This is a genomic window from Arthrobacter sp. B1I2 (assembly GCF_030816485.1).
In the GTDB taxonomy this organism is placed as follows: domain Bacteria; phylum Actinomycetota; class Actinomycetes; order Actinomycetales; family Micrococcaceae; genus Arthrobacter.
On sequence record NZ_JAUSYC010000001.1, the window covers coordinates 2576400 to 2600494 of the forward strand.

The 24095-nt window shown below is 61.0% G+C and carries 17 protein-coding genes and 1 pseudogene; 13 read left to right on the forward strand and 5 right to left on the reverse strand.

The features are described from left to right. Positions 1-51: 51 nt before the first annotated feature. Positions 52-4128 (reverse strand): FtsK/SpoIIIE domain-containing protein, encoded by a 4077-nt coding sequence (locus QFZ57_RS12040; RefSeq protein WP_306900438.1) that lies wholly within the window; start codon positions 4126-4128, stop codon positions 52-54. 179 nt (positions 4129-4307) lie between these two features. Between QFZ57_RS12040 and QFZ57_RS12045 the strand changes: the two genes are divergently transcribed. The 7 genes and pseudogenes from QFZ57_RS12045 (at position 4308) to QFZ57_RS12075 (ending at position 11933) form a co-directional block, all read left to right on the forward strand. Next, positions 4308-4892: an acyltransferase gene (locus QFZ57_RS12045; RefSeq protein ID WP_306630655.1), complete on the forward strand. Its 585-nt coding sequence runs from the start codon at positions 4308-4310 to the stop codon at positions 4890-4892. 124 nt (positions 4893-5016) lie between these two features. Beyond that, positions 5017-6204, forward strand: coding sequence for a UDP-galactopyranose mutase (gene glf, locus QFZ57_RS12050; RefSeq protein ID WP_306630656.1), 1188 nt, complete (start codon positions 5017-5019; stop codon positions 6202-6204). Beyond that, entirely contained in the window at positions 6201-8225 is a 2025-nt protein-coding gene (locus QFZ57_RS12055; RefSeq protein WP_306900442.1) for a glycosyltransferase, read from the forward strand. The genes glf and QFZ57_RS12055 overlap by 4 nt, the downstream gene beginning before the upstream one ends. Further along, entirely contained in the window at positions 8222-9115 is an 894-nt protein-coding gene (locus tag QFZ57_RS12060) for an ABC transporter permease (RefSeq protein ID WP_306630658.1), read from the forward strand. Before QFZ57_RS12055 ends, QFZ57_RS12060 begins: the two co-directional genes overlap by 4 nt. Position 9116: 1 nt before the next feature. Further along, positions 9117-9856, forward strand: a pseudogene (locus QFZ57_RS12065) (ABC transporter ATP-binding protein). Between the two features lie 138 nt (positions 9857-9994). Next, positions 9995-11149, forward strand: coding sequence for a DUF6541 family protein (locus tag QFZ57_RS12070; RefSeq protein WP_306900444.1), 1155 nt, complete (start codon positions 9995-9997; stop codon positions 11147-11149). Further along, positions 11133-11933 (forward strand): DUF6541 family protein, encoded by an 801-nt coding sequence (locus QFZ57_RS12075; protein WP_306900446.1) that lies wholly within the window; start codon positions 11133-11135, stop codon positions 11931-11933. The genes QFZ57_RS12070 and QFZ57_RS12075 overlap by 17 nt, the downstream gene beginning before the upstream one ends. Positions 11934-12096: 163 nt before the next feature. Here QFZ57_RS12075 and rfbA read toward each other — a convergent pair whose 3' ends face one another. Further along, the gene (gene rfbA / locus QFZ57_RS12080) at positions 12097-12969 is read right to left on the reverse strand and encodes a glucose-1-phosphate thymidylyltransferase RfbA (RefSeq protein ID WP_306630661.1); all 873 of its coding nucleotides are present in this window, start codon (positions 12967-12969) and stop codon (positions 12097-12099) included. A gap of 102 nt (positions 12970-13071) precedes the next feature. Between rfbA and rfbB the strand changes: the two genes are divergently transcribed. The 5 genes from rfbB (at position 13072) to QFZ57_RS12105 (ending at position 17885) form a co-directional block, all read left to right on the forward strand. After that, positions 13072-14070, forward strand: coding sequence for a dTDP-glucose 4,6-dehydratase (gene rfbB / locus QFZ57_RS12085; RefSeq protein ID WP_306630662.1), 999 nt, complete (start codon positions 13072-13074; stop codon positions 14068-14070). A gap of 3 nt (positions 14071-14073) precedes the next feature. Then, the gene (locus QFZ57_RS12090; protein ID WP_306630663.1) at positions 14074-15480 is read left to right on the forward strand and encodes a bifunctional dTDP-4-dehydrorhamnose 3,5-epimerase family protein/NAD(P)-dependent oxidoreductase; all 1407 of its coding nucleotides are present in this window, start codon (positions 14074-14076) and stop codon (positions 15478-15480) included. A gap of 145 nt (positions 15481-15625) precedes the next feature. Beyond that, a complete protein-coding gene (locus tag QFZ57_RS12095; protein ID WP_306630664.1) occupies positions 15626-16264 on the forward strand; it encodes a glycosyltransferase family 2 protein in 639 nt (212 codons plus the stop codon). A 32-nt stretch (positions 16265-16296) separates the two neighbouring features. Then, complete coding sequence (locus QFZ57_RS12100) at positions 16297-16644, forward strand: DUF2304 domain-containing protein (RefSeq protein ID WP_306630665.1); 348 nt, start codon at positions 16297-16299, stop codon at positions 16642-16644. A 110-nt stretch (positions 16645-16754) separates the two neighbouring features. Then, positions 16755-17885 carry an acyltransferase family protein gene (locus QFZ57_RS12105; RefSeq protein ID WP_373461237.1) on the forward strand — a complete coding sequence of 377 codons (1131 nt, stop codon included), beginning with the start codon at positions 16755-16757 and terminating at the stop codon, positions 17883-17885. A gap of 102 nt (positions 17886-17987) precedes the next feature. Here the strand turns inward: QFZ57_RS12105 and QFZ57_RS12110 are convergent, their stop codons facing one another. Together QFZ57_RS12110 and QFZ57_RS12115 are read right to left on the reverse strand one after the other, a co-directional pair. Continuing rightward, on the reverse strand, positions 17988-19097 hold the full coding sequence (locus tag QFZ57_RS12110) for an NAD-dependent epimerase/dehydratase family protein (protein WP_306630667.1): 1110 nt from the start codon (positions 19095-19097) through the stop codon (positions 17988-17990). Positions 19098-19158: 61 nt separating this feature from the next. Beyond that, positions 19159-20046 carry a glycosyltransferase gene (locus tag QFZ57_RS12115; RefSeq protein ID WP_306630668.1) on the reverse strand — a complete coding sequence of 296 codons (888 nt, stop codon included), beginning with the start codon at positions 20044-20046 and terminating at the stop codon, positions 19159-19161. Between the two features lie 158 nt (positions 20047-20204). Here QFZ57_RS12115 and QFZ57_RS12120 point away from each other — a divergent pair, with 158 nt between their 5' ends. Then, a complete protein-coding gene (locus QFZ57_RS12120) occupies positions 20205-21491 on the forward strand; it encodes a hypothetical protein (RefSeq protein ID WP_306900450.1) in 1287 nt (428 codons plus the stop codon). Between the two features lie 110 nt (positions 21492-21601). Here QFZ57_RS12120 and QFZ57_RS12125 read toward each other — a convergent pair whose 3' ends face one another. Next, complete coding sequence (locus QFZ57_RS12125; protein ID WP_306630670.1) at positions 21602-23920, reverse strand: GH25 family lysozyme; 2319 nt, start codon at positions 23918-23920, stop codon at positions 21602-21604. Positions 23921-24095 lie beyond the last annotated feature (175 nt).

Consider the following 24095-nt stretch of genomic DNA (forward strand, 5'->3'; position numbering starts at 1 on the left):
CCTTCCGCGGCATCCGGTTGCCCTGCGGGTCCCCTTGGGGCGCGGGCAGGCTCAGCCTGTTACGCCCGCCCACGCCACCTGCAACGGGCAGGACTTCCCGCTTGAAATGAGGACACCGCGCCCCGGCGGGGAATTAACTTCAACTTCGAACCGGACACCGAACAAGTCGCCGTCAGCCATCGAACGCGGGCCCAGCAGAACCCCGGCACCTCCGGCTCTGGCGTTCATGATCAGCGGAACGCGCTGGAAGATCATTGGGCTGTAACCGGCAGTGACCACCAGGGAGTGGCCCAAGGCGTTCAGCTGGTCCAGAGCACCCAACACCGGCGGGGCCAGCAGGTCGACGTCGTCAACCAGCAGCACGGTTTCCCGGGGCACCGCACCTCCCTCCGCCTGCACCAGCAAGTCCTTCCAAAAATCTCCCGCTGTCTCTGACGGCACAGGACAGGTGCACCATGGCTGCGCTGGATTGAGTGCCGCCAGTGCGTGCAGGGTGTTGCTCTTGCCGCTTCCTGGGTTGCCAAGAATCGCCGTGACTCCGCCGCCGGGCATCCGCAGGGACACCGGGGCCGGCTCATCCCCGGCCACGCCCACGACAACATCGCGCTGCCGCCCGGCCGTACCCGGTCCTCCGGCACGACGTGAGCCCTCCGATGGTGCCCGGCCTGGTGGAGACGGTACTGATGCGGGCTGTCTTCCCGCCGGCGCCATCAACGCTTCGACCTGCCGGACAGTGATTGTGGTGGGGAGGGGCTCCACGCGGAAAGGCGGCGACGCGGCAGCCGGATGACGGGCGCCGCTTCTGCCGGCCCCGTCCGGGGCGGGGTAGCGGTAGAACTGGCAGGCAACCGGGGCGCCGCCAGAGAGAGGGCCGAAGGCTACAGCCCTTCCCCGGACGGCGGCAGTGGCAGGCATTCTGGGCCACATGGCACGGCTTTCCTCGTTGGACCAGGCTGGAAAGTAGAAGCGGTTGGGAAGTGCGGCAAAGAACCTGGCCGTGACAAGCTCACGCTCCCCGTGGACCAGCAGCGTGATCCCTGCCCTCGCGCCGTCTCGGACGAGGTCCTGAACCAGATCCTCGGCCCAGGCCAACGGTCCCGACCGGAAGGCCGAAACCCAGGATCCCCAGCCAGAGATGACGAGGACGAGAGGTACGGGCTGGGCGGCTTGTTGGCTCAGCCGGTGCTCCAGTTCCCGGGCAAGCCGCTCGAGAATGCGGACTCCCCGCCGCAGGTCGTGCAGTCCGGCGTGCGAGCCGGTCCGGGATTCGTTCGCCAGCCCCAGAAGATTCCCCGGTGCATCCAGGAAGTAGAAGTGGCTCTCCCCGGGACTGGCCATCAGCTTGTACACGGCCAGTTCCAGGGCTGCTCCGGCGCCGGAGGCCGGACCGCCAATGAACGCTGCGTGGCCATGGTGGGCAGGGTTCCAGACCAGGGTCTCCAGCTTTTGCTTCATGGGCACATCCATCACGCCGAGGCGAACCTGGCCTGCGGGTTCCTGGTGCCCCGGGTCGGGACCTTTTGAACCGGAGGTGAGCCCAACCGGAGCGGGTTCATCCAGTACGTCCGGCAGGGGAGGGGCGACAGGTCTTCTAGGGACTTGTTTCTGCTGCCCAGCGCACAGACTCCTCACCATGGCAGCCATTGGTTCCACTAATTGAGCGGGAGTTGGTACAGGGGCTCGCCCGACGTCCGGGCCAGCCTGGTGGCGGGTAAGAAAATCCATCGTCCGGTGGACGGTGACGTCACCGGGCCGACTGTCATCTGAAACGGACCCCAGGGACGCCGCCTGGAACTCCTCGGCCGCCTCCGTCCCGCGCACCAGGAAGGCGCGGCCCGGAGCGTCAACACTGATTGCCGCCGCGCTCTTGGAATTGATGATGTCGACCGATTCCATGTCGGACTGCACTCGAAGGGCGATGCTGGAGGTGACGTTTGCGCGGATGTCTGCTGTCAACGCTCCCTGTGGCCTCTGCGTTGCCATGACGAGGTGGAGGCCCAGGGACCGCCCCACCGACGCTATCCTCAGCAACTCACGGAGCGCCTCCGGCGCATCGTCAACCAGCATCCTGAACTCGTCGATGACGATAACCAGGTGGGGGAGGACAAAGTCCCTGGCTGCCGGCGTGGAGCGGTAGGCGTTGATATCAGGGACACGTGCCGCGCCAAGGCACCTCTCCCGGAGCTGCACTTCGGCGCGAAGCGACGTCAGTGTCCGTTCCATTTCCGAGGCGGAAAGATCTGTTTGAAGTCCCACACAATGGACAAGGTTGCTGAGCGGACCAAGACCTGAACCGCCCTTGAAATCGATGAAGAAGAAGTTGACCCGCTCCGGCGGGTAGCTCAGGGCGAGTGCAAGTGTGAGGCTCCGGAGCAGTTCCGACTTCCCTGAGCCGGTGGTTCCCGCCACCAGGAGGTGGGGTCCGTCGGACTGGAGGTCCAGAATCCTGGTTCCGGACGCGCTGAGGCCCAACGGTACGGCCATTCCTTCGGTCTCCGCGCTGGTGTCCCAGCGGTCGGTGGTAGCGGCGGGCGTCAGTGGCAGGACTTTGTCAAGGCTGCAAGTGGCGGGGACGGAGCTCACCTGCTCCGTGTCCCGGCGCCGGGCACCTGCCATGCTCCGACAGAAACTGGTAAACACTTCCTCCGGTGCCAGATCCGGGACAAATACGGTTTCGCGGTGGTTTTGCAGCAGGACAGACCTGCGCTCGGACAGGACGATGTCAGGTGCAGGCCGTTCCCCGTCTTCAGGCAGGAAATGAAGAACCTGCCACCCCCGCTGGAGCGCTGCTGCACGGACCGAGTATTCAGCCGCTGCTGCAGAGCTTTCCCCTCGAATCAACAGGACGGCGCGCTCGCAGGCCTGCGCATTGCTGCTGTTGACGATGTTGAGGCCTGCCTCCGGTGTTGCAGTGAGCGTCACTCCGGGGAGATACCGGGCCGCGAGGGGAAGGCCTCCGGGCTGCCCATGGATGACGACCTGCGTCCTGCCTGCGAGCGGATACGCCGCCAGCTGCATGAGAAGGGACCGGACGGCGCCGTCGGTGGCAAACCGCGGGCCCCCCACGGTGGTGAGCGGCCGGTCCGGGTCAAGCACAACCGGGAGGATTCCTGCCGGTGGGATCGTCCCGGCAGCGCCTGCCGCTTCAATCCGGACGTTAGCGGCCTGTTCTGCCTGGCCCAGCCGCAGCCAGACCCCGTCGCCGTCGGAGCCCGACCTGGCCGTCTCTTTATCTTGACGCGCTGCCAAGGCGACGAGGGACAGGGGAGGGGCGCACCGCCGTCGGCGTTCCATGTCCTCCTCAACAGCGGCCTTCACCGCAGCTGACAATTCCCGCCTTTGCCGTCGCCCGCTGATGGCGGGCACCAGGACGGAGAATACAGACGCCAGGGAAAATGCAAGGAACATCCACATTCCCGTGAACACGGCCAGCAGCACACCGATTGCCAGCGGGAGAACCGCCGTCAGAAGGAGCACCGCGCGGTTTCCTGTGTCGACGCGGCCCGGGACCACGATGGGTTCCACCACTGACTTTCCGGCATCCCCGAGGACCCGCCCGGGCCCGTCTGCAAACACCAGCGACAAGCTCGATTGCCCGCACCTGATGGTGGAGTCCGTGGAGATGACGGTGCTCCGGATCCTTTCACCGTCCACATACGTGCCGTTGGCACTGTCCAGGTCAATCAACACAATTTCCGTGTCCGTGACCAGCACACGCGCGTGTTCACGGGACAGTTCCGGGTCCGGGATGACAATCCGCGTGCCGCTCCGGCCGATGCTGTAGCTGCCGCGCTGTAACGGAACGACAGTTCCCGCTGCTGCTCCGCCGGAGATGGCAAGGGCCAGGGGAGCCGCAGCTTCAGCCGCCGGCCGGCGCCGGGGACGTCGGCTCAAAGGCGCCGTCCCGCCGTCGACAAGGACCGCCGCGTCCACCAGCGGCGGAACCCCGAGGACGAGGGAATGCAGATCCTTCCCATCGACGGTTACGGTGCCGGCACCGAACTTCTGTACTAACTGCTCGTGGATCACGGGGCCTGCCGTGCCCTCCGGCGCATCAATGGAAAGTTCCACGGGAGCCTCGTGTCGGGATGATCCCGGGCCGTTCACCAGGGTGCATTGCAGTGTCATGGGTGCGGATCCTTCGTGCATGTCCTTCCACGCTAGCGACCGGAGGCAAAGCGCCACATAGGCTTCGACGCATATGTGGATAAACCGTGGCGGACAGCTGCTGCGAGGGGGCGGTTGCGGTTAGGATCGCTACACACCGGACCTCTGAAGGCGGTTCGACAGCAGCGAAGGAGTCCGCTTTGAGCACGGTCGCTGACAGCGCGGACGTTGACCCCGGCGCACACGTAGGGGTGGGCAGCAGGATTTGGCATCTGGCCCAGATCAGGGAGGCGGCCCGCCTGGGGGAGAACTGCGTCATTGGCCGCGGAGCCTACATCGGCCCCGGGGTGGTCCTGGGGGAGAACTGCAAGGTCCAGAATTACGCACTGGTGTACGAGCCCGCAGTGCTTGAGGCAGGTGTCTTTATTGGCCCGGCAGTGGTGCTTACCAATGACATCTTTCCCCGCGCTGTAACTCCCGAGGGCACCCTCAAGATGGAGGACGACTGGGACAAAGTGGGTGTCACCATCCGGCATGGGGCTGCCATTGGCGCGCGGGCCGTCTGCATAGCACCCGTCACCATTGGCGCGTGGGCAATGGTGGCGGCAGGCGCTGTCGTCACCAAGGACGTCCCGGACTTTGCCCTTGTTGCGGGCGTTCCCGCGCGCCGAATCGGGTGGGTCGGGAAGGCGGGCCACCCACTCAGGCAGGAGAGTGGGCAGTGGATATGCCCGAGCACGGGAGACGCCTACGTAGAGGACGGCGGAGTGCTGCGCCTTTCCTAATGTCACTCTGTGTGCTGGAACACAGGCGGATGGCTGATTCGACTGGCCCTGCAGTCCCTCGGGTAGGCTAGTGCAGCAGACAATGCGCACCCTTGCGCTGCCCGCATTCGAACCAGGAGATTTTGTGACCGCTGACCTCGTCATCGTAGGGTCCGGCTTTTTTGGCCTGACAATCGCAGAACAGGCCGCCACTGAGCTCGGCTTGAAGGTCGTCGTCATCGACCGTCGCCATCACATCGGCGGAAACGCGTACAGCGAAAAGGAAGAACAGACCGGGATTGAGATCCACCGGTACGGCGCCCACCTGTTCCATACCTCGAACGAGCGGGTGTGGGAATACGTCAACAGGTTCACCACCTTCACGGACTATGTGCACAAGGTCTATGGCGTCCACAAGGGCGAGGTCTATTCACTGCCCATCAACCTGGCCACCATCAACCAGTTCTTCCGGGCAAACCTCACACCCGGCCAGGCCCGGGAACTCATCCAGGAGCAGGCCGGGGAACTGGCAGGAACGGACCCGCAAAACCTGAACGACAAGGGAATCCAGCTCATTGGGCGCCCGCTGTACGAAGCGTTCATCAAGCACTACACCGGCAAGCAGTGGCAGACGGATCCCAAGGACCTGCCGGCGGGTATCATCTCCCGGCTTCCCGTGCGCTACAACTATGACAACCGGTACTTCAACGACAAGTACGAGGGCCTGCCGACCAACGGCTACACCGCGTGGATCGAAAAGATGGCGGAGCACCCCAACATCGAGGTTCGGCTCAATACCGACTTCTTCGATGAGTCCCACGAGTACAGCAAGAACAAGGTCGTTGGCAACATCCCCGTCATCTACACAGGCCCGGTTGACCGGTACTTCGATTACGCCGAGGGTGACCTGTCCTGGCGCACCATCGACTTCGAGGAAGAAGTCCTTGAGATGGGTGACTTCCAGGGCACGTCCGTTGTGAACTACAACGACGCCGAGGTCCCCTACACCCGGATCATCGAGCCGCGCCACTTCCACCCCGAGCGCGATTACCAGACCGAAAAGACGGTCATCATGCGTGAGTTCTCGCGTTTCGCCGAGAAGGGTGACGAGCCCTACTACCCGGTCAACACCTCCGCCGACAGGGAACGCCTCCTCAAGTACCGCGATCTCGCCGCGGCTGAGAAGGATGTCCTGTTCGGCGGACGGCTTGGCACCTACAAGTACCTGGACATGCACATGGCCATCGGCGCCGCGCTGAGCATGTTCGACAACAAGATCCGGCCGCATTACGAAAGCGGCGTAAAGCTTGAGAGTGGAGGCGTGGACGCATGAGCCTGGCAACCGAAGCCCCTGGCGAGGAAAGGTCAATCGTGGTGACTGGTGAGTGGCAAACCGTGCATAGGGTTGTACTACCTACTGACGGCGACGCTGACACGTTGCCTTTGTACGTGGATTTCAACGCTGCACAGCGGGTTTCCGACGATTCAGAGTCGAAAGCGGGTTCGAATCTTCCCGCTGTCGCAACCGCCGGAACCAATATCAGGACCGACTTTCTCGACAACCGGCGGCAACTGCATTTGCCGGCGTACCGCAGAGTCTCATTCGGCACCTACTTCAATGCCTTTCCCGCCAGTTACTGGCGGGCCCACACTGACGTGTCCGGGGTCCGGCTCACCGTGGACGTGGACGCTCCGGCAACAGTGGTGATATATCGGTCTACCGCCCGGGGTACTTCCAACCGGGTGGAAAGCATCAGCGTCGACGCAGGCACACCGGCAGATGTCGTGCTGCCGCTGGCCAACTTCGGCGACGGCGGGTGGTACTGGTTCGACCTCATTGCCGGCTCTGAGACAGTCAAGCTCACGGGCGCCGAGTGGTCCGTTCGCAAGCCTGAGGGGTTCGTGCCTGGAACCGCCACGGTGGCAGTCACCACCTTCAACCGGCCGGACTACTGCGTGAAGCACCTCACCACCTTCGCGGAGTCGTCGGAACTCCTTGAGGTCGTGGACCGGCTGCTGATCACCGACCAGGGCACCCAGAAAGTGCGGGACCAGGACGGCTACGCCGAGGCCGCTGCGCGGCTCGGCGACAAGTTCGCCATTATAGAGCAGGGGAACCTGGGTGGCTCCGGCGGTTTTGCCCGCGGCATGCACGAGACCGTCGAGGATGGTCGCAGCAAGTACGTGCTGCTGCTGGACGATGACGTCATCATCGAAACGGAGGGCGTGCTCCGCGCGATTAACTTCGCGGACTTCACCCGGAAGCCTACAATCGTCGGCGGCCACATGTTCAACCTCTATGAGCGCTCCGTCATGCACACGTTCGGTGAGGAGATCAACGAGTACAAGTTCTTCTGGGGAGCGGTCGAGAGCACCCGCGAGGGCCATGACTTCTCCGCGAGCAACCTGCGGACTACGCCCTGGATGCATCGCAGGATCGATGTTGACTTCAACGGCTGGTGGATGTGCCTGGTGCCCACGAGTATCGTGCGCGAGATCGGCTTGTCGTTGCCTGTTTTCATTAAGTGGGACGACGCCGAATACGGTATCCGCGCCCGCCGTCACGGCTACCAGACCGTCACGCTTCCCGGGGCCGCAGTCTGGCACATGCCCTGGACCGAGAAGGACGACACGATTGACTGGCAGGCCTATTTCCACCAGCGCAACCGCTGGCTCGCCGCGCTTGTCTACTCGCCCTATAAGAAGGGCGGCATCCTGCCGCGGATGAGTTTCATGGTGGATGTAAAGCACCTGCTCTCAATGCAGTATTCTGCTGTGGAGCTTCGCCTCGACGCGCTCGAGGACCTCCTTAAGGGTCCATCGCATCTACATGAGACGATCAAGACCAAGCTCCCTGAGATCCGCGCGCGGCGCGCTGAGTTTGACGACGCCCGTATCACCAAGGAAGTTTCCGGATTCCCCCAGGTGAAGCGGGTCAAGCCGCCCCGCCGTGGCAAGAAGCCCACCGCACCGAAGTCGATCCTGAACGCCCTTGCCACCGCCGCCACCGCCGGCATCCGCCAGGTCCAGGGTGTCCGCCCCGGCGCCTTGGAGCACCCCGAGGCGTTGGTTCCGGCCATGGATGCGCGCTGGTGGCGTCTGTCGCAGCTGGACTCCGCGATCGTATCCTCGGCTGACGGCTCCGGTGCGGCCTGGTACAAGCGCCAGCCCGAGCAGTTCCGGACCATGATGGCGCGCAGCCTCAAGCTGCACCAGCAGTTGCTGCGTGACTGGGACAAGCTGTCCAAGGTTTACGCCGAGGCCTTGCCCCAGTTCACCTCCCCTGAGGCCTGGAAGCAGACCTTTGACGCCATGACTGAAAAGCCCGCAGAGCAGACACCGGAGCAGAAGTGACCGCAGTCGGTACCGACGGCGGGTCCGACGCCCTTGTCCGCCCTGGCGTGGGCGGCGGGCTCGCCGAGGTTTTCAGGCAGCGCTTCCTGCTGAAGCTGCTGGTGCGCAAGGAACTGCAGATCCGCTACCGCGGTTCCGTCCTGGGGCTCCTGTGGTCCTACGTCAAGCCGGGTGTGCAGTTCATCGTGTTCTACATTGCGTTGGGTGTCTTCCTGGGCCTGGAACGGAGTCCCCGGAACCCCGATGGTCTCGCCAACTACGCCATCTACTTGTTTTCAGGCATCGTGCTGATCAACTTCTTCACGGAAGCCCTGAGCAACGCCGCCCGGTCTATCGTCAGCAACGGCGGGCTGATCAAGAAGATCTATCTGCCCCGGGAGTTATTTCCCGTTGCCTCTGTCTGGGTGTCGGCAGTGCACTTCGTGCCGCAGTTGGCGGTCCTCGTGGCCGCCTGTCTCGTTGTCGGCTGGCAGCCCTCGGTGCTTCAGCTGGCTGCGGCGGCGGCCGGCTTCATCATCGTCGCAATGCTCGCGACCGGGTTGGGGCTGCTGTTCGGCTCTGCCAACGTCTACTTCCGGGACTTCGAGAACATCGTTGACATGCTGCTGATGGTGGCCACGTGGGCGTCTCCGGTTATGTACGCATGGACAATGGTGCGGGACAAGCTTGGCGAAGGCTGGTACTCGGTCTACCAGGTCAACCCGATCACGATCGGTGTCGAAGCCTTCCACTATGCATTCTGGCTCCCCACAACCGACGGTTCCGCCCCCATCCCGCCGAATCTGCTGTCCTTGTGGATACCCGTGGGGCTTGTAGTTGCGTTCCTGCTGCTGTTCATAGGGCAGTGGACGTTCCGTAGGCTTGAGGGCCGTTTCGCGCAGGAGCTTTAACATGCCGGTGGCAATCGAAGTACATAAGGTTAACAAGCAATTCGTGCTGCGCCATACGAGGTCCCTCAAGGAGACCATCGTGTGGCTCTTCACGGGGCGCAAGGGTGATCTCTCCAAGAAGTTCCATGCGCTTCACGACGTAGACCTTGAGGTGCAGCAGGGTGAAACGGTGGCGTTGCTCGGTCTCAACGGCTCGGGCAAATCAACCCTACTCAAGCACATCTCCGGCGTGATGCTTCCCGATACCGGGACTGTCCGTACGCGGGGTAAGGTGGCCGGACTGATTGAGGTCGGCGCCGGTTTTCACCACGACCTGTCCGGCCGGGACAATGTGTACCTGAATGGCGCCATCCTGGGAATGACCGAAGCCCAAATCAACGAACAGTTCGACTCCATAGTTGAATTCGCCGAAATCGGAGAGTTCATCGATACCGAGGTCAGGTTCTACTCCTCCGGGATGTACCTGCGCCTGGCTTTTTCTCGGTGGCAGTCCACACTGATCCAGAGGTCTTCCTGGTCGACGAGATCCTTGCGGTTGGCGATGAGCCGTTCCAACGCAAATGTCTTGACAAGATCAAGCAGCTGTCTGCAGCAGGCAAGACGCTCGTAGTCGTCAGCCATGACCTCGAGCTGGTGTCCCGTATTTGTGACCGCGGCGTTGTCCTCCAGCATGGCAACGTCGTCTTCGATGGTCCAATCGACGAGGCAGTGTCTGCCCTCAGGTCCGCAAACCAACATTAAGCCGTTTGTTGTCGGCCCGCGGGTCGTTTTCGAAATATTAACTGCAATCAGGCAGCTGGCGCGGCGACGCTCTTGAACTAAAACCTGGAGGATTTTCCTTTGTCCTGGATATCTATGGCCCCTGTAGTCGTCGCTGCCGTGGCTATTCTCTACATTCCGGGGACAGTGGTTGCCTTCGCCGGCCGGCTTTGGGGATTCTCGCTGCTAGCTGTGAGCCCGGCCATCACGGTTACGTTAGTGTCGGTTGCCGCGGTGTTGGCGCCGATGGTGAATCTGCCTTGGTCGCCGGTGCCAGTTCTAGCGCTGACCCTGCTGATCGGGGCTTTCGCCTTCGTACTGACCAGGTTGATACTAAGAGGGCAGAAGTTAAGCCTTGGCGCTATCAACTGGCGTAGTGCGGGGTGGTGCGCCGCAGCCGTCCTTGTCGCCGCCTTTCTTGTAGGGCGACGCGTCGTTCAGGTAGTGGGACGGCCTGGGGCTTTTTCTCAGACTTTTGACAACGTCTTCCATTTGAACGCCATTCGCTACATCCAGGAGACGGGCTCCGCTTCCTCGCTGAATATCAGTTCAATGACGGGTGGTTCCTTCTATCCCGGGGCATGGCACGACATCGTTGCCCTCCTTGCGACCGTGACCAGCGTTGAGATACCCGTGGCTGTCAACGCCGTGAATCTTGTGGTTGCCTCCCTTGTCTGGCCACTTGGCTGTATGTTTCTGGCCCGGACGATAGCAGGTCCTCGGGCATCGGTGACTGTTACGGCGGGAATCCTCTCTGGGGCATTTGGGGCTTTTCCGCTTCTGCTTATCGACTTCGGTGTGCTTTATCCAAATTTCTTGGGCAATGCGCTGATTCCCGTCGCGTTCGGCTTGGGCATTCGACTTCTCGGCCTGGGGAGGGAGCCCCTGGAATCGCGTTGGATGGAAGGGCTTGTCCTTGTGGCAGTTCTGCCCGGGATGGCGCTTGCCCACCCGAGTAGCATCATGGCGTTCCTTGCATTTATGGTTCCCCCTTTGCTGTTTTCGTGGGGTCGGAGCAGTGCCAAGTTCTTTAGAGACTCCCCAAGGTCATGGCCGGCGCTGGTAGGTATGCTTGCTGCCTTAGGCGGCGGTTCCGGGGTTCTCGTGCTTTTGTGGCAGAAACTGCGGCCCCTGGAAGAGGCTGCTTTTTGGCCACCCATCGAGAGCACCGGAAGGGCCATTGGCGAAGTGCTCACCAGTTCTGCTATTGGCCGCCCGGGTGTCGTGGACCGTGATGTTACTGTCGGTCGCAGGCATTATGATCCTTATCAATAGCCGGTCCCGATTGTGGCTGCTTGGCTCGTACTTTGTGGCTGCCGGTTTGTTTATCGTTGTTGCATCATTCCCGGCGGGACCAGTGCGAATGTTCATCACTGGAGTTTGGTATAACGACCCACCCCGGCTTGCGTCACTGCTACCCCTGGTGACCTTGCCTCTGGCCACGATTGGTGCTGTGGCATGCTGGGACAGACTCGCCGTGCCGACCGTGGAAAAATTGTCGCTACGGGTCGTTCAAGCACGAGTTGGCCGGACAACGCTGGGCGGTTCGGCCTCTACTATTGTCGCGGCAGCCGTGGCCGGCGCCTTACTCATAGTCTCGACGCAGCAGGCAAATCTCCGTGAAGCAGTAAATTCAGCGGTTCCCAGCTACCAGTTGACGGATGATTCACCGCTAATCTCGACCGACGAATTAACCCTGATCGACAGGATCGACAGCAAGGTACCGGAAGACGCGGTTATCGCCGACAATCCTTGGAATGGTAGTGCGCTGGCCTACGCCTTTAGCGGGCGCCGTGTTCTTCAGCCGCATATGAACGGTGACATGCCGCCCGGCGCGAAAAAGATCATCGATGAGTTGAACGAGGCTGCCGCTGACCCCTCTATCTGTTCCGATGTGAAGCGCCTCAAAGTCGAATATGTACTCGACTTTGGCCACCGTGAAGTCCATGGCGCCGACCATGGGTATCGTGGGCTGGACCACCTGGCACAGAATGGGGTTGCACGACTTATCGATTCTGAGGGAGAAGCCAAGCTCTATGAGCTAACTGCGTGCAAGTAGCCCTTCTTTTCGGAACATTCCCTGCATGCAGCATCGAATACTGAGGGGAATCGTTGAGAAGTTCCTTCACAATCTCTCCACCGGCGTATGGAGGGGCGTCCAGCGTCGGTAGAAGGCGCTGCCGTCCATGCCGGGAAAGTTCCCCCAGCTTTAGGAGTTGCGTTTAGCTCGGGGTGTTGCCGAGCAGCCCCAGAAGATAGCTTCCGTAGCCGCTCTTGACTAACGGTTCCGCACGCGTTCGCAGGTCGTCGTCGCTCAGGAAGCCCAGTCGCCAGGCGATTTCTTCGGGCGCGCCTATCTTGAGACCTTGCCGGTGCTCAACCGTCCGGATGAAATTGGACGCGTCATTGAGCGAGTCAAACGTTCCTGTGTCCAGCCACGCTGTGCCGCGGGGCAGGATCTCAACTTTTAGCTGTCCCCGCTCCAGATAAGTCCGGTTGACGTCGGTTATTTCCAGCTCTCCGCGCGCCGACGGCTGGAGATTCTTGGCGATCTCGATGACGTTATTGTCATAGAAGTAGAGCCCAGGTACTGCATAGTGACTCCGCGGTTTGAGCGGTTTCTCCTCCAGAGATATGGCTGTGCCCTGTTCGTCAAACTCGACGACACCATAGGCAGTTGGGTCCGACACCCAGTAGCCAAATACGGCTCCGCCTTCGATGTCTTTAAATCGCCGCAGCTGCGTCCCCATACCTTGACCGTAAAAGATGTTGTCGCCCAGGACGAGGGCTACGGGTTCACTTCCGATGTGCTCCTGGCCCAGAATGAACGCTTGGGCCAGTCCGTCGGGGCTTGGCTGCTGTTTATAAGTGATGTTGATGCCGAATTGCCAGCCATCGCCCAGCAGTCGTTCGAACTGCTCGGCGTCGTGGGGAGTGGTGATGATAAGGATGTCTTTTATGCCAGCCAAGATCAGCGTTGAGAGTGGATAATAAATCATTGGCTTGTCGTAGACGGGTACGAGTTGCTTGCTCGAGCCAAGAGTAATTGGGTGCAGCCGTGAGCCCGTGCCGCCGGCCAGAATGATTCCACGCATAGGGTCTATCATTGCCTGCGCCAACCAGCACCGGCAAACCCGACCAGTTCGACGGGATCTACGTCACTGAGGCCGCCGGCTGCAGCACGTTAGGCTATGTAAATGCAGAATCTCCTTGTCACTGGCGGTGCCGGCTTCATCGGCTCCAATTTTGTCCACTATGTTCTTCATAATTCCGATGACCATGTCACCGTTCTCGACAAGCTGACATATGCGGGGAATAAGGAGTCGCTGCGTGGCCTTCCGGAAGAACGGTTCACGTTTGTCCACGGCGACATCGCGGACGCTGAACTGGTGGACCAGCTGGTAGCGGAGGCGGATGTAGTTGTTCACTACGCCGCTGAATCGCATAATGACAACTCGCTGCAGGATCCACGCCCGTTCCTTGACACGAACATTATCGGCACCTACACGCTGATCGAGGCCGCGAGGAAGCACCACAAGCGCTTCCATCACATCTCCACTGATGAGGTGTACGGCGACCTGGAGCTGGACGACCCGGGACGCTTCACCGAGCAAACCCCGTACAACCCCTCCAGCCCGTACTCGTCCACCAAGGCCGGCTCGGACCTGTTGGTCCGCGCGTGGGTGCGCTCCTTCGGGCTGCAGGCCACTATCAGCAACTGCTCGAACAACTACGGGCCGTACCAACACGTGGAGAAGTTCATCCCGCGGCAAATCACCAACATCATTGATGGAATCCGGCCCAAGCTCTACGGCAAGGGTGAGAACGTCCGGGACTGGATCCACGCCAACGACCATTCCTCAGCGGTACTGGCGATCATCGCCAAGGGCAGGATCGGCGAGACTTACCTGATCGGTGCGGACGGGGAAAAGAACAACAAAGACGTTGTTGAACTGATCCTCAAGCACATGGGCCAGTCTCCGGACGCCTACGACCACGTGGTGGACCGTCCCGGCCACGACCTGCGCTATGCCATCGACTCCACCAAGCTCCGTGACGAGCTGGGCTGGGAACCGGAGTTCTCCAACTTCGACGCCGGCATCGAGGACACCATCGCCTGGTACCGGGACAACGAAGACTGGTGGCGGTCCCAGAAAGCAGCCACCGAAGCAAAGTACAAGGAACAGGGCCAGTAGAAGATGTCCATCGAGTTTTCGAAGAAGTTGGCAGCCCACGAAACGCCAATCCCCGGTGTGGTTGTCTACGATTTACCAGTTCACGGGGACAACCGCGGCTGGTTCAAGGAAAACTGGCAACGTGAAAAGATGGTGGCCCTCGGCCTGCCCGATTTCCGTCCTGTCCAGAACAACATCTCCTTCAACGAGAAAGCGGGCACCACGCGCGGCATCCATGCGGAGCCTTGGGACAAATACATCTCCGTGGCCACTGGCAGGATTTTCGGCGCTTGGGTTGACCTTCGTGAAGGCCCTACGTTTGGCACTGTATTCACTACCGAATTGGACGCCAGCCAAGCGATTTTTATTCCCCGTGGCGTTGGAAACGCCTTTCAGACCTTGGAAGACAACACCGCCTACACATACTTGGTGAACGACCATTGGTCGGCGGACGCCCAGGGGCAATACACCTTCCTGAACCTTTCAGATGAGACAGCCGGCATCCAGTGGCCAATCCCTTTGGAGCAGGCAGAGCTTTCTGAAAAGGACAAGGCTCACCCGCGACTGTCGGAGGTTGTGCCTATGCCTCCGAAAAAGACTCTGGTCCTCGGCGCGAACGGCCAGCTTGGCAAAGCGTTGCGGAAGCAGTACGAGGGCGATTCGTCTGTTGAATTCGCTGGGCGCAGTGAGTTCGACGTCACCAGCGCCGAAGCTTTCTCTGCCCGCAACTGGAAGAACTACTCCACCGTCATTAATGCGGCGGCTTATACCGCTGTGGACGCTGCAGAAACTCCAGAAGGCCGTGCCGCTGCCTGGGCCAACAATGTGACGGCTGTGTCGCGCTTGGCGAGGACCGCCGTCGAGCATGACTTGACACTTGTCCACATCTCCTCGGACTACGTCTTTGACGGTTCCCGGAACCTTCACACGGAGGGTGAGTCCTTTACGCCATTGGGTGTGTACGGCCAAACGAAGGCGGCCGGGGATGCAATCGTCAATACCGTTCCCCGGCACTACATTGTCCGTACAAGCTGGGTGATCGGAGATGGCAACAATTTCGTGCGCACCATGGCTACCCTTGCCGCGCGTGGCATTAAGCCTTCGGTTGTTAATGACCAAGTGGGCCGGCTGAGCTTCACGGCTGACATTGCTGCCGGCATTGACCACTTGCTGCAGACGGGCGCACCCTATGGAACTTACAACCTCACCAACGATGGAGCCCCGCAGTCATGGGCCGACGTAGCGGCGGATGTCTATGAACTCGTTGGAGGACACCGCGAGGACGTCACCGGAGTTTCCACTGAGGAGTACTTCCGGGGAAAGGCTGCAGCGCCCAGGCCTTTGAACAGCGTCCTTGATTTGTCCAAGATCCAGAGGACAGGCTTCAAGCCTGCCAACTCCCTCAGCCGGATGGCAGAATACCTGGGGTAGGACGTACTCTTCATGACCAGGGTGCGGGCCCTCACAAAACTACCAATCTCTTGTTGGCCCGCGGCCGCCCGGCGCCCGGCGCCGAGTCCAAGCCCTGCCGTATGCAACAATTGAACCCGTGAGTCGCACCTGGATCGTAATTCCCATGTACAACGAAGCTACTGTCGTAGGCTCGGTCGTCGAGGGGCTGCGAAAGCAGTTTCCCTATGTCGTCTGCGTCGACGACGGCAGCACGGATGGATCGCAGGAAAAAGCGCGGGCCGCGGGAGCAGTGGTGGTTCAGCATCCAATAAACCTCGGTCAGGGTGCCGCGCTGCAGACGGGCATCGAGTTTGCACTCCAGGATCCGGAACTGGATTGTGTCGTCACTTTCGACGCCGACGGGCAGCACCGGGTGGACGATGCCAGGGCCATGGTTGAACGGGTCCGGGCCGGCGAAGCTGACATTATTCTTGGTTCTCGCTTCCTGGACGACCGCACTCAGCTTTCGCCGGCAAAGCGACTTGTTCTCAAGACGGCGGCCATTCAATCGCGAATGGCAACAGGTCTGAACTTGACCGACGCACACAACGGGCTCCGCGCCTTCAACCGTTACGTTGCCTCCAACATCCATTTGACGCAGAACCGAATGGCCCACGCATCGGAGCTGGTAAATCAGTTGGCCAAGCTCAAGCCGAAATACGCCGAGCACCCCGTGGAAATCATCTACACCGACTATTCCAAGGCCAAGGGGCAATCCCTGTTGAACTCAGTCAACATTGTGGCCGAGCTGTTCTTTAAGTAGACCCTCTTCGTATTCAAGCCCAAGGTGCCAGTTTGCTAATTATTGTTCAACTTGTTCTCGTTGTTGCCGTCATGGTGGTTTCGCTCGCCCTGATGCGCGGCGGATCCAACGCCAGGCACCTTGCCGTTCGACGCATGCTGCTGATGATTTTTGCGGTCGTCGCGGCACTGTCCGTTTTCTTCCCGGACGCGCTCACCCGGGTGGCGCAATTCCTCGGGATCGGACGTGGCACGGACCTCGTGCTCTACGGTGCTGTGGTTTCTCTGTTTGTCTTTATGGCGACGACCTACCAGCGGTTCAGGCATGCTGAAAATGCCCTGACGAAACTTTCACGGCGTATTGCAATCGATGAGGCGCCCAAGCCGGGAGAGCTTGTCTAGTGGGAACAGCCGGCGGCGTATCCACCCGGGCTCGAAGTGGAGGATCACACGCGGAACCTTCGGGACTGGTACCCCGCTTCGGCAAGGCGCTGGACCCCCGAAACAACAGCTTGAACATGATCCGCTTGGGTCTTGCCGCGCTGGTGCTTTTCGCCCACAGTTTCTACCTTGCCGGAGCGGGGGAAGGTCCGCACGTTAGGGGCGAGAACCTCGGCGGCTGGGCCGTTGCCGGTTTCTTTGCTCTCAGCGGGTTTCTCATCACGGGGAGCCGCTTTACGAACGGGCTGGGAGAATATCTGGTCCATCGAGTCGCACGCATTTACCCGGCGTTTTTCGTTTGCCTCGTGGTGACTGTCTCCGTATTTGCTCCCCTTGGTTATGCGCACCAGAACGGGACATTGTCTGGTTATTGGACAACGGAGACTACCCCGCTCCGGTTCGTATTTTCGAACCTGTTCCTCCAGATGGAAAACTACGACGTGGCCTTCACCCCGGCCGCTGTTCCTTTCGCGGGCTCGTGGAACGGATCGCTGTGGAGCCTATATTACGAATTCCTGTGTTACCTGATAATTGCGGCCATCGGAGGAATTGCCTGGGTTAGGCGTTCTCCATTGCCCCTTGCACTGGCTTTTACACTGAGTGTTGCTGTCTACGCCAACTTGCCCGCGATCATGCCGATGCTCAAGGACAACAACTTCGCCCTTCTGACGAAGTTGTTGCCGTTCTTCCTTGGCGGTGCCGTCATCCAGGCGTTCTCCAAATGGGTCGGACTGCACTGGGCAGCTGGTCTTGGTTCGATCATTGGCGCCGGGGTCTGCGTCGCCGTCGTTCCTACTTGGGGTGGCCAACTTGCCGCACCGCTCATTGCCTATGGCCTGCTGTGGGTCTCTTCCGTGCTGCCGTCGCCACGACTGATTCACGTCCACGATGTTTCTTACGGCTTCTATATCTACGCTTGGCCAATACAACAGCTCCTCGCGCTCTACGGCGTTCACAACCGGGGAATAGCCGTCTACATCCTCGCTTCGGGTGCCGGAACGCTCGTGCTCGCTACCGCGAGCTGGCTCCTCATTGAGCGACCAGTTATGCGGGCCGTTCGCCGCCGGCGCAGGACGTCGTCTGTTCCCGCGGCCGTTGGGGGAGTATCACCTGCAGTCCAGGCGAGCGACCAGCCGGACCAAGCAGGGCAGCGCCGGAATAATCGCCAGGAATCAGAGGCGGCTGCGGTCGGCAAAGCCTGACCTTCACATTCCTCCACCAGCCACGGGGCCTGCATTGGCGCCAGAAACTAACAGCGGGAGCGCGGCCCCAGCCCCACTCCCGCTGTTCATTGATCCAGCCGCCTAGAGGGCTGCTTCGGCTGGCAGCCGACCGTCAATCCACTCGGCAAGGCGGGTGATCCCGGCTTCAAGGTTGTAGCGTGGCTCCCACGGGAGCTCGGCCTTAGCGGGCTCCACATCGGCCCAGGCATGCCGGACGTCTCCTTGGCGGAACTGCCCGGTGATGTGGGGTTCCGGGGCCCCGTAGTACCGGCTGATGATTTCAGCGGCAGTCCGGATGGTCTGGAACTCTCCGGAACCGATGTCCAACGCTCCGTCGTGTGCTTTTTCAGCTACTGCCGCTGCTACGACCGCAGCTGCGACGTCGTCGATCAGGACGAAGTCCCGACGGACTTCACCGTCTTCGTACAGCGGGATGGATTTGCCGGCCTTGGCGATGCGGCAGAAGAGGGACATGATGCCGGTGTAAGGATTGATCAGGGACTGGCCGGGCCCGTAGACGTTCTGAAGACGCAGGACAGCAGCTTCTACTCCGAACGATTTCGCCCAGGATTCCAGTATGTTCTCCTGGGCGAGCTTGGTGGACCCATAGACGCTGACGGGTGCGGGTACGACGGCGGCGGCAGACATGGCGACAGGGTGGGCATCCGGGAAGTCCCACTGACCGCGGGAAAGTATGTCGTTCGACCGCTGGCCAGGATAAAACACGCGTCCATCGATGTCGGACTCCCACGCGCCCTCGCCATATACCGCGCGGCTGCTGGTTAGAACGATACGCCTCGGCAGTTTCCCGCTGCGGTTGAGGCCGTCCAGGAGTTGTGTTGTTCCCACGACATTGACCATGGCATGACGCGTTGATTCTTCGAGGGACTGTCCTGTGCCCGTTTCAGCCGCGAGGTGTATGACGACGTCGGGGGCCACGGCCGGAAGTACATCATCCCAAGTTTTTGCGTCGGTGATATCGGCGACAATCAGTTCCACTGCGGGGTCCAGCTCCACCGGACGTGTCTGACCGGCATGTATCTGCGGATGCAAATTGTCCACAGCGACGACCCTTGCGAAGGATGCCACCAGCGCGCCAGATATGGCGCAGCCGATGAATCCGGCACCTCCTGTGACGAGGACCGTACCCCCGTTGGCAGGAGACGTATTCGTGGACGATGACTGGGTCACTGGTTAGGCCTTTCTGGGGCGGACATCTTCAGCGTCCAGTTTCTCACAGGATAGCTGTGGGTCAGGAGCCGAAGGCGTGCCTCGCAGTTGCCCTGATCGCCTTCGCGTCGCGGGAGAAAACAGCGGCAGGCATCAGCGTGACTGCATGAAGCCGTGATGTCCAGCGGATCCTGGCCGCTAGAGCTGCGTTGTTCCAACCCTTGTCACGGCAGAGCCCTTCCGCGATCCGTGCATATTCCCGGTCTCCGGCGAACCGGGTTCCATCAGACAACGTAGCTGCGGAAGCGCTCTGGGAGTGGCGCCTGTAGGAAAAAGCCAGTGTGGGTACGTGGACGAGCGAAGCACCCTGGAGCACCATGTCCATCACCAGCGCCAGATCCTGCACGATAGGGAGCCCGTCCCGGAAGGTGACTTGGCGGATAGCGTCAGTCCGGAATGCGAGGGACGGCCAATACAGCCAGTTTCCCCCCAACAGGCTGACCGCCAAGGATTCTCCGGCCAGTACGGTCGGAGAGCTGGTCTTCGGGCCGACGAACTTTCGCTTTACGGAATCGGCGAGCGAGCGCACCACTCGTCCGGTCTCGTCGATGACCTGGACACCGGGCTGAATCACGGATGCATCGGGAAAGTCGCTGTGCGCTTTGAGGACGACGTCGACGTAGTTCGGCAGGAGTACGTCGTCGCAGCCGAGGATCACCATAAGCTCTTCCGAAGCCTGGCTGACGCAGGTTCGGTAGTTCTCCGTAATCCCCTTGTTGGTTTCGTTGCGCTTGTAGGTGACCCGTTCGTCATCAATGGTTGCGAAGTATTCGCGCACCGTGGGGTCGGGGTAGCAGTCGTCGATGACGGTTAGCAGCCAATCCGGGTTTTCCTGCGCCAGGACGCTGGCCACAGTCTCTTTCAGCAGGGCCGGGTCACCCCAGTAGGGGACAAAGATATCGAGCGGCATTTTCCAACTTCCCAGTTTGGCGGGAGCTCTTCGGAGCTCATGCTGAGGTGCCGGGACGACAGCAGCGATTGAGCGCGGCTCCCTCCCCAACACTAATATGTTGCCATGACTACCCCAGTTATCCGGCAATCGCACCCTCTCGCACCGACGGTCAGCGGATGACGCGCATCGAGGGCAGCCCACCACGTAAGTCGACGATAGCCGGACGCCAGGCAGCGTCGGTGGGGCTTGCTTCTCTGGCTTCTGCGGCCGCAGGGTATCTTGTCATCTGGTTTGTGCCCAGGGTCTTAAACAAGGCTGACAACGCCGAATTCCTGGCGTTCTGGTCTGCCTTATTCCTCCTCTTCGGGATCCTGGGGGGCCTGCAGACCGAAATCCTCCGTTACGTGACAGCCCATGCCGTTCACCCGGCACCGCAAGGGATTGGTGCGGAACACCACAAATCCGTGCCGCTGTTCTTCGTCGTCCTCGCACTATCAGGGGGCGTCGCAGTGCTCATCGGGCTGTCATCAGTGCTGTGGGGTCCGGCGGTCTTAGGGCCGAACTGGCTTGTGCTTGTCCTGGTACTTGCAGGGGCGTGCATTGCGTTTTCGGTCCACGCCGCGTTGGCCGGCGTCCTCAGCGGCCGCCATCTTTGGGGCAATTTTTCCGTGCTCGTGGCGTCCGAGTCCTGTTTCCGGCTCTTGCTGGTGCTCATCGTCGGAATAATTTCCGGCTCCACTGCCGGCCTCGCCGCTGCCGCCGCGGCCGGAGCCTGCGCCTGGGCACTTGTCTCCCTGTTCAGCCCGCAGACGCGTGGCGCCTTCGGGCAGTCGTTAGAGGTACCTGTGGGGGAATTTGCCCGGAAGGTAGGGCATGCCAGCATTTCCACGTCCGCCAGTGCGACGCTTGTAGTTGGCTTTCCGATTCTTTACAGAATCACGACGCCACAGGACGTTTATCTGGCGTCCGCCCCCCTGCTGCTTGCGATTCTTCTTACGAGGGCGCCGCTCATGGTGCCCTTGGGGACGTTCCAAAACGTTGCGATCTCGCACTTCGTCAGGCATAGGAGCCGCGGCCTGAGCGCACTTCAACCAATCGCACTGGCAATTGCCGCAGTTGCAGTTGTTGGTGCCACTGCAGCCTATTTTGTGGGCCCCTGGCTGATGGTGTTATTGTTCGGCTCCGATTACCACGTCGCACCGTGGGTGCTGGCTGGTCTGACCATAGCTGCTTCGGTGCTTGCGTTGCTTACGCTGACTGGCGGCATGTGCGTTGCTTTGAACAGGCACCGTGTCTCGTCAAGCGGTTGGGTTGGCGCGAGCGTTGTATCGCTGCTGGTCCTGGTATTGCCCCTGGATGCCGATGTGCGCGCCGTGGTGTCCCTGCTGGTCGGTCCACTGGTTGGCGTTGTCATTCACACGCTCTCGTTGTCGCGCTCGCAGCCGGTAGCTGCTTCTTCCTAGCAGGCTGGAGAGCGTTCCGAACCGGACGCACGCCCAGCGAGAAATGCGGGGCCCACCCGGATGGAAGTAGGCCCCGCATATGCAAGGTATTGGTGTTCGGGCGAAGGCGCTTAGTAACGCCTGATGGTGTATCCGGCCGCAGGACTCCAAGTGATGGAGCCGCCCTGGAAGTTCTGCCAGCACTCACTGGCACTGCAGGATTCACTGTTGGTGGGGAAGCCGAAGAATCCGGTCTGGGCACCGTTGGACCGCCACATGCCGCCGATGCCGCTGTTGTAAACGGCGCCCATCCCAACACCAGAGGCCCAAAGGATCTCGCCTCCGACGAAGCTTTGCGTACATGACGTTGCGCCGCACGTCTCTGATACTGTCGGAAAGCCGAGTCGGCTATATTCCGCGCCCATCGAAGTCCACAAGGCACCGATTCCGCCCTTGTAGACGGCGACCGCGCCTGTGTTACGGGACCATAGAATGTCACCGCCCCGGAAGCTTTGCTTGCAGGAGTCGATGCCGCACGTTTCGTTGCTGGTTGGGTAGCCGAGACGGCTTGCAGAGCCACCTAAAGCGCGCCACACGTTGCCGATGCTTCCGGTATATACGGCCCACTGGCCCGTATCGGGAGTCCAGTAGATCGTGCCGCCCTTGAAGGATTGCAGGCAGGCAGACGCGGTGCATGACTCATCGGCCGTTGGATAGCCCAATCGGGCCTGCTGACCACCCATGGAATTCCAGAGCGCACCAATTCCGCTATGCCACATAACACCAAAGGCGGCCGAGACCGTGTTCGGGTCCTTGAGGATCTTGGCTGCGGCAAATTCCTGGTAGCACTCTTTACCGCTGCAGAACACCGTATCTCCCATGGGGGCTCCGAACTGCCCATTTTCCGCTTGGGAGGCTTTCCACTTCTTTGAAATTTCGCCGGCTGCGACGGTCTTTGCTCCGGTGTCCTGCGCCCAGAAGATTTCCCCGCCGATGAAGGTTTGTCGGCAAGAAGCCGCCCCACAGGCCTCAGTCGACGATGGAGCGCCTGACAGGCTGAGCAGGCCGCCCTGGGAGCGCCACTTCCACCCAATGGATGAGTTCCAAACTGGGACTGGTCCGGTAGCAGCGGACCAGGCTAGTGATCCACCTTGAAAGTTTTGGATACAACCGCCCGAGTTGCAGGACTCGTTGTCTACGGGATAACCGAGCCGACCGCTTTCTGCCCCGAGAGTCATCCACATGGAACCAATGCCGCTCTTGGTCACTGCCCATGCTCCAGTTGCATCCGTCCAGATGATTTTCCCACCTTGAAATGCCTGCGAGCATGCCGCAGCCGAACACGATTCAGGCGCCGCCGGGTAACCCAAGCTGCTGGCCGTCCCTCCCATAGCCTGCCACCTGGCGCCGATGCCACCGAAGACGGGCACGGCAGCCGTATTGGTACTCCAATAGATAGAGCCACCTTGAAAGCTTTGCTGGCATGCAGAGGCTGAACACGATTCGTCGGTGGTCGGGTAGCCTAAGCGGCCGTCCACGCCAGCCGCAGAACGCCACACAGCGCCTATTGAACCAAAGTAGACCGCAAAGGCGCCTGTGCTGCCGTTCCATAGAATCTGGCCGCCAACATACTGCCGGTAACAGCCGCCCGCGGCAAGGCCACAGTAGAGTGCATTGGTCTGGTTGCCAAGCCGGCTTGATGCGCCGCCCATATCTGAGTACTTACGGAGGATTGGGTCAAAGCCTGAAGCGAGGGCCTGCAGTTCGGCGTAGCTTCCGCTGAATACATTTGAGTCCCCGACAAAGGGGCCCAAGCTGCTGTACTGCCAGATGTCGTACTTCGCCCATCCGGCCGGCAGTGTCCCGGGGCTCACGGTGCGGTAGGAAGCGATGTGGAGGGGTTGGTTACGGAATGCCGCCGTGTTTCCTGTGCATTGGGTCCACCAGTCGGTTGTGGTGTAGATCGCGGGATACCGTCCAGTGAGGGCATAGACGTTGTTTGAGAAGTCCGCGATCCAAAGGATCATGTCACCTGCTGACATGTTGTAGCAGGTATTGCCAAGCGACGAATAGGGGTTGTATTCGATGTCGAGAAGTGGAGGCAGCGTCCAGCCGTCCCCGCTCCATGCACCGCCATTCCTCACAAAGTAGGCTGCCTGCGCGGCTCCGGACGAAACGTTGGGGATGGCGAAGTGGTAGGCCCCGCGGATCATTCCTGCGTTCCGGGCACCGTTGTATTGTCCGGCAAACTGAGGATTTAGGTAGGTCGTGGCTTCGGTTGCCTTGACGTATGCGAACTGAGCCCCCATGTTCCGCTGCTGCTGCCAATCCACGGAGCCCTGGTGACTGCTGACGTCCAGCCCTTGGATGCCGGGCGGCATGTATGTGGCCTCGGCAGAAAGGCTGCCTGGCGAGGATTGCCTGACCAGCTTCTCCAGTCCCTGTCCCATGTGTGCGCCGTCGGCACCCTGGGCCTCTTTCAGCCTGGTCAGGATGTCGTCCTGTGCTGCGCTGGGAGTTGGGGTTGGCCCGGCCGGAACGGACGGGGCCGATGTTGCTGGCGCAGTTGTTGCTGAGGCCGTGGCCGGCGCCAGCGGAAGTGCGGCTTCTCGGGGGAGAGCCGCA

What these genes read in the sequence shown, in the direction of transcription:
- QFZ57_RS12115 (WP_306630668.1), bottom strand. Translation starts at nt 20,046, where the DNA reads ATGCCGCTCGATATCTTTGTCCCCTACTGGGGTGACCCGGCCCTGCTG.
- QFZ57_RS12055 (WP_306900442.1), top strand. Translation starts at nt 6,201, where the DNA reads ATGAGCCTGGCAACCGAAGCCCCTGGCGAGGAAAGGTCAATCGTGGTG.
- rfbB (WP_306630662.1), top strand. Translation starts at nt 13,072, where the DNA reads ATGCAGAATCTCCTTGTCACTGGCGGTGCCGGCTTCATCGGCTCCAAT.
- QFZ57_RS12090 (WP_306630663.1), top strand. Translation starts at nt 14,074, where the DNA reads ATGTCCATCGAGTTTTCGAAGAAGTTGGCAGCCCACGAAACGCCAATC.
- QFZ57_RS12040 (WP_306900438.1), bottom strand. Translation starts at nt 4,128, where the DNA reads ATGACACTGCAATGCACCCTGGTGAACGGCCCGGGATCATCCCGACAC.
- QFZ57_RS12125 (WP_306630670.1), bottom strand. Translation starts at nt 23,920, where the DNA reads ATGGGACAGGGACTGGAGAAGCTGGTCAGGCAATCCTCGCCAGGCAGC.
- rfbA (WP_306630661.1), bottom strand. Translation starts at nt 12,969, where the DNA reads ATGCGTGGAATCATTCTGGCCGGCGGCACGGGCTCACGGCTGCACCCA.
- QFZ57_RS12120 (WP_306900450.1), top strand. Translation starts at nt 20,205, where the DNA reads ATGACGCGCATCGAGGGCAGCCCACCACGTAAGTCGACGATAGCCGGA.
- QFZ57_RS12075 (WP_306900446.1), top strand. Translation starts at nt 11,133, where the DNA reads ATGATCCTTATCAATAGCCGGTCCCGATTGTGGCTGCTTGGCTCGTAC.
- QFZ57_RS12095 (WP_306630664.1), top strand. Translation starts at nt 15,626, where the DNA reads ATGTACAACGAAGCTACTGTCGTAGGCTCGGTCGTCGAGGGGCTGCGA.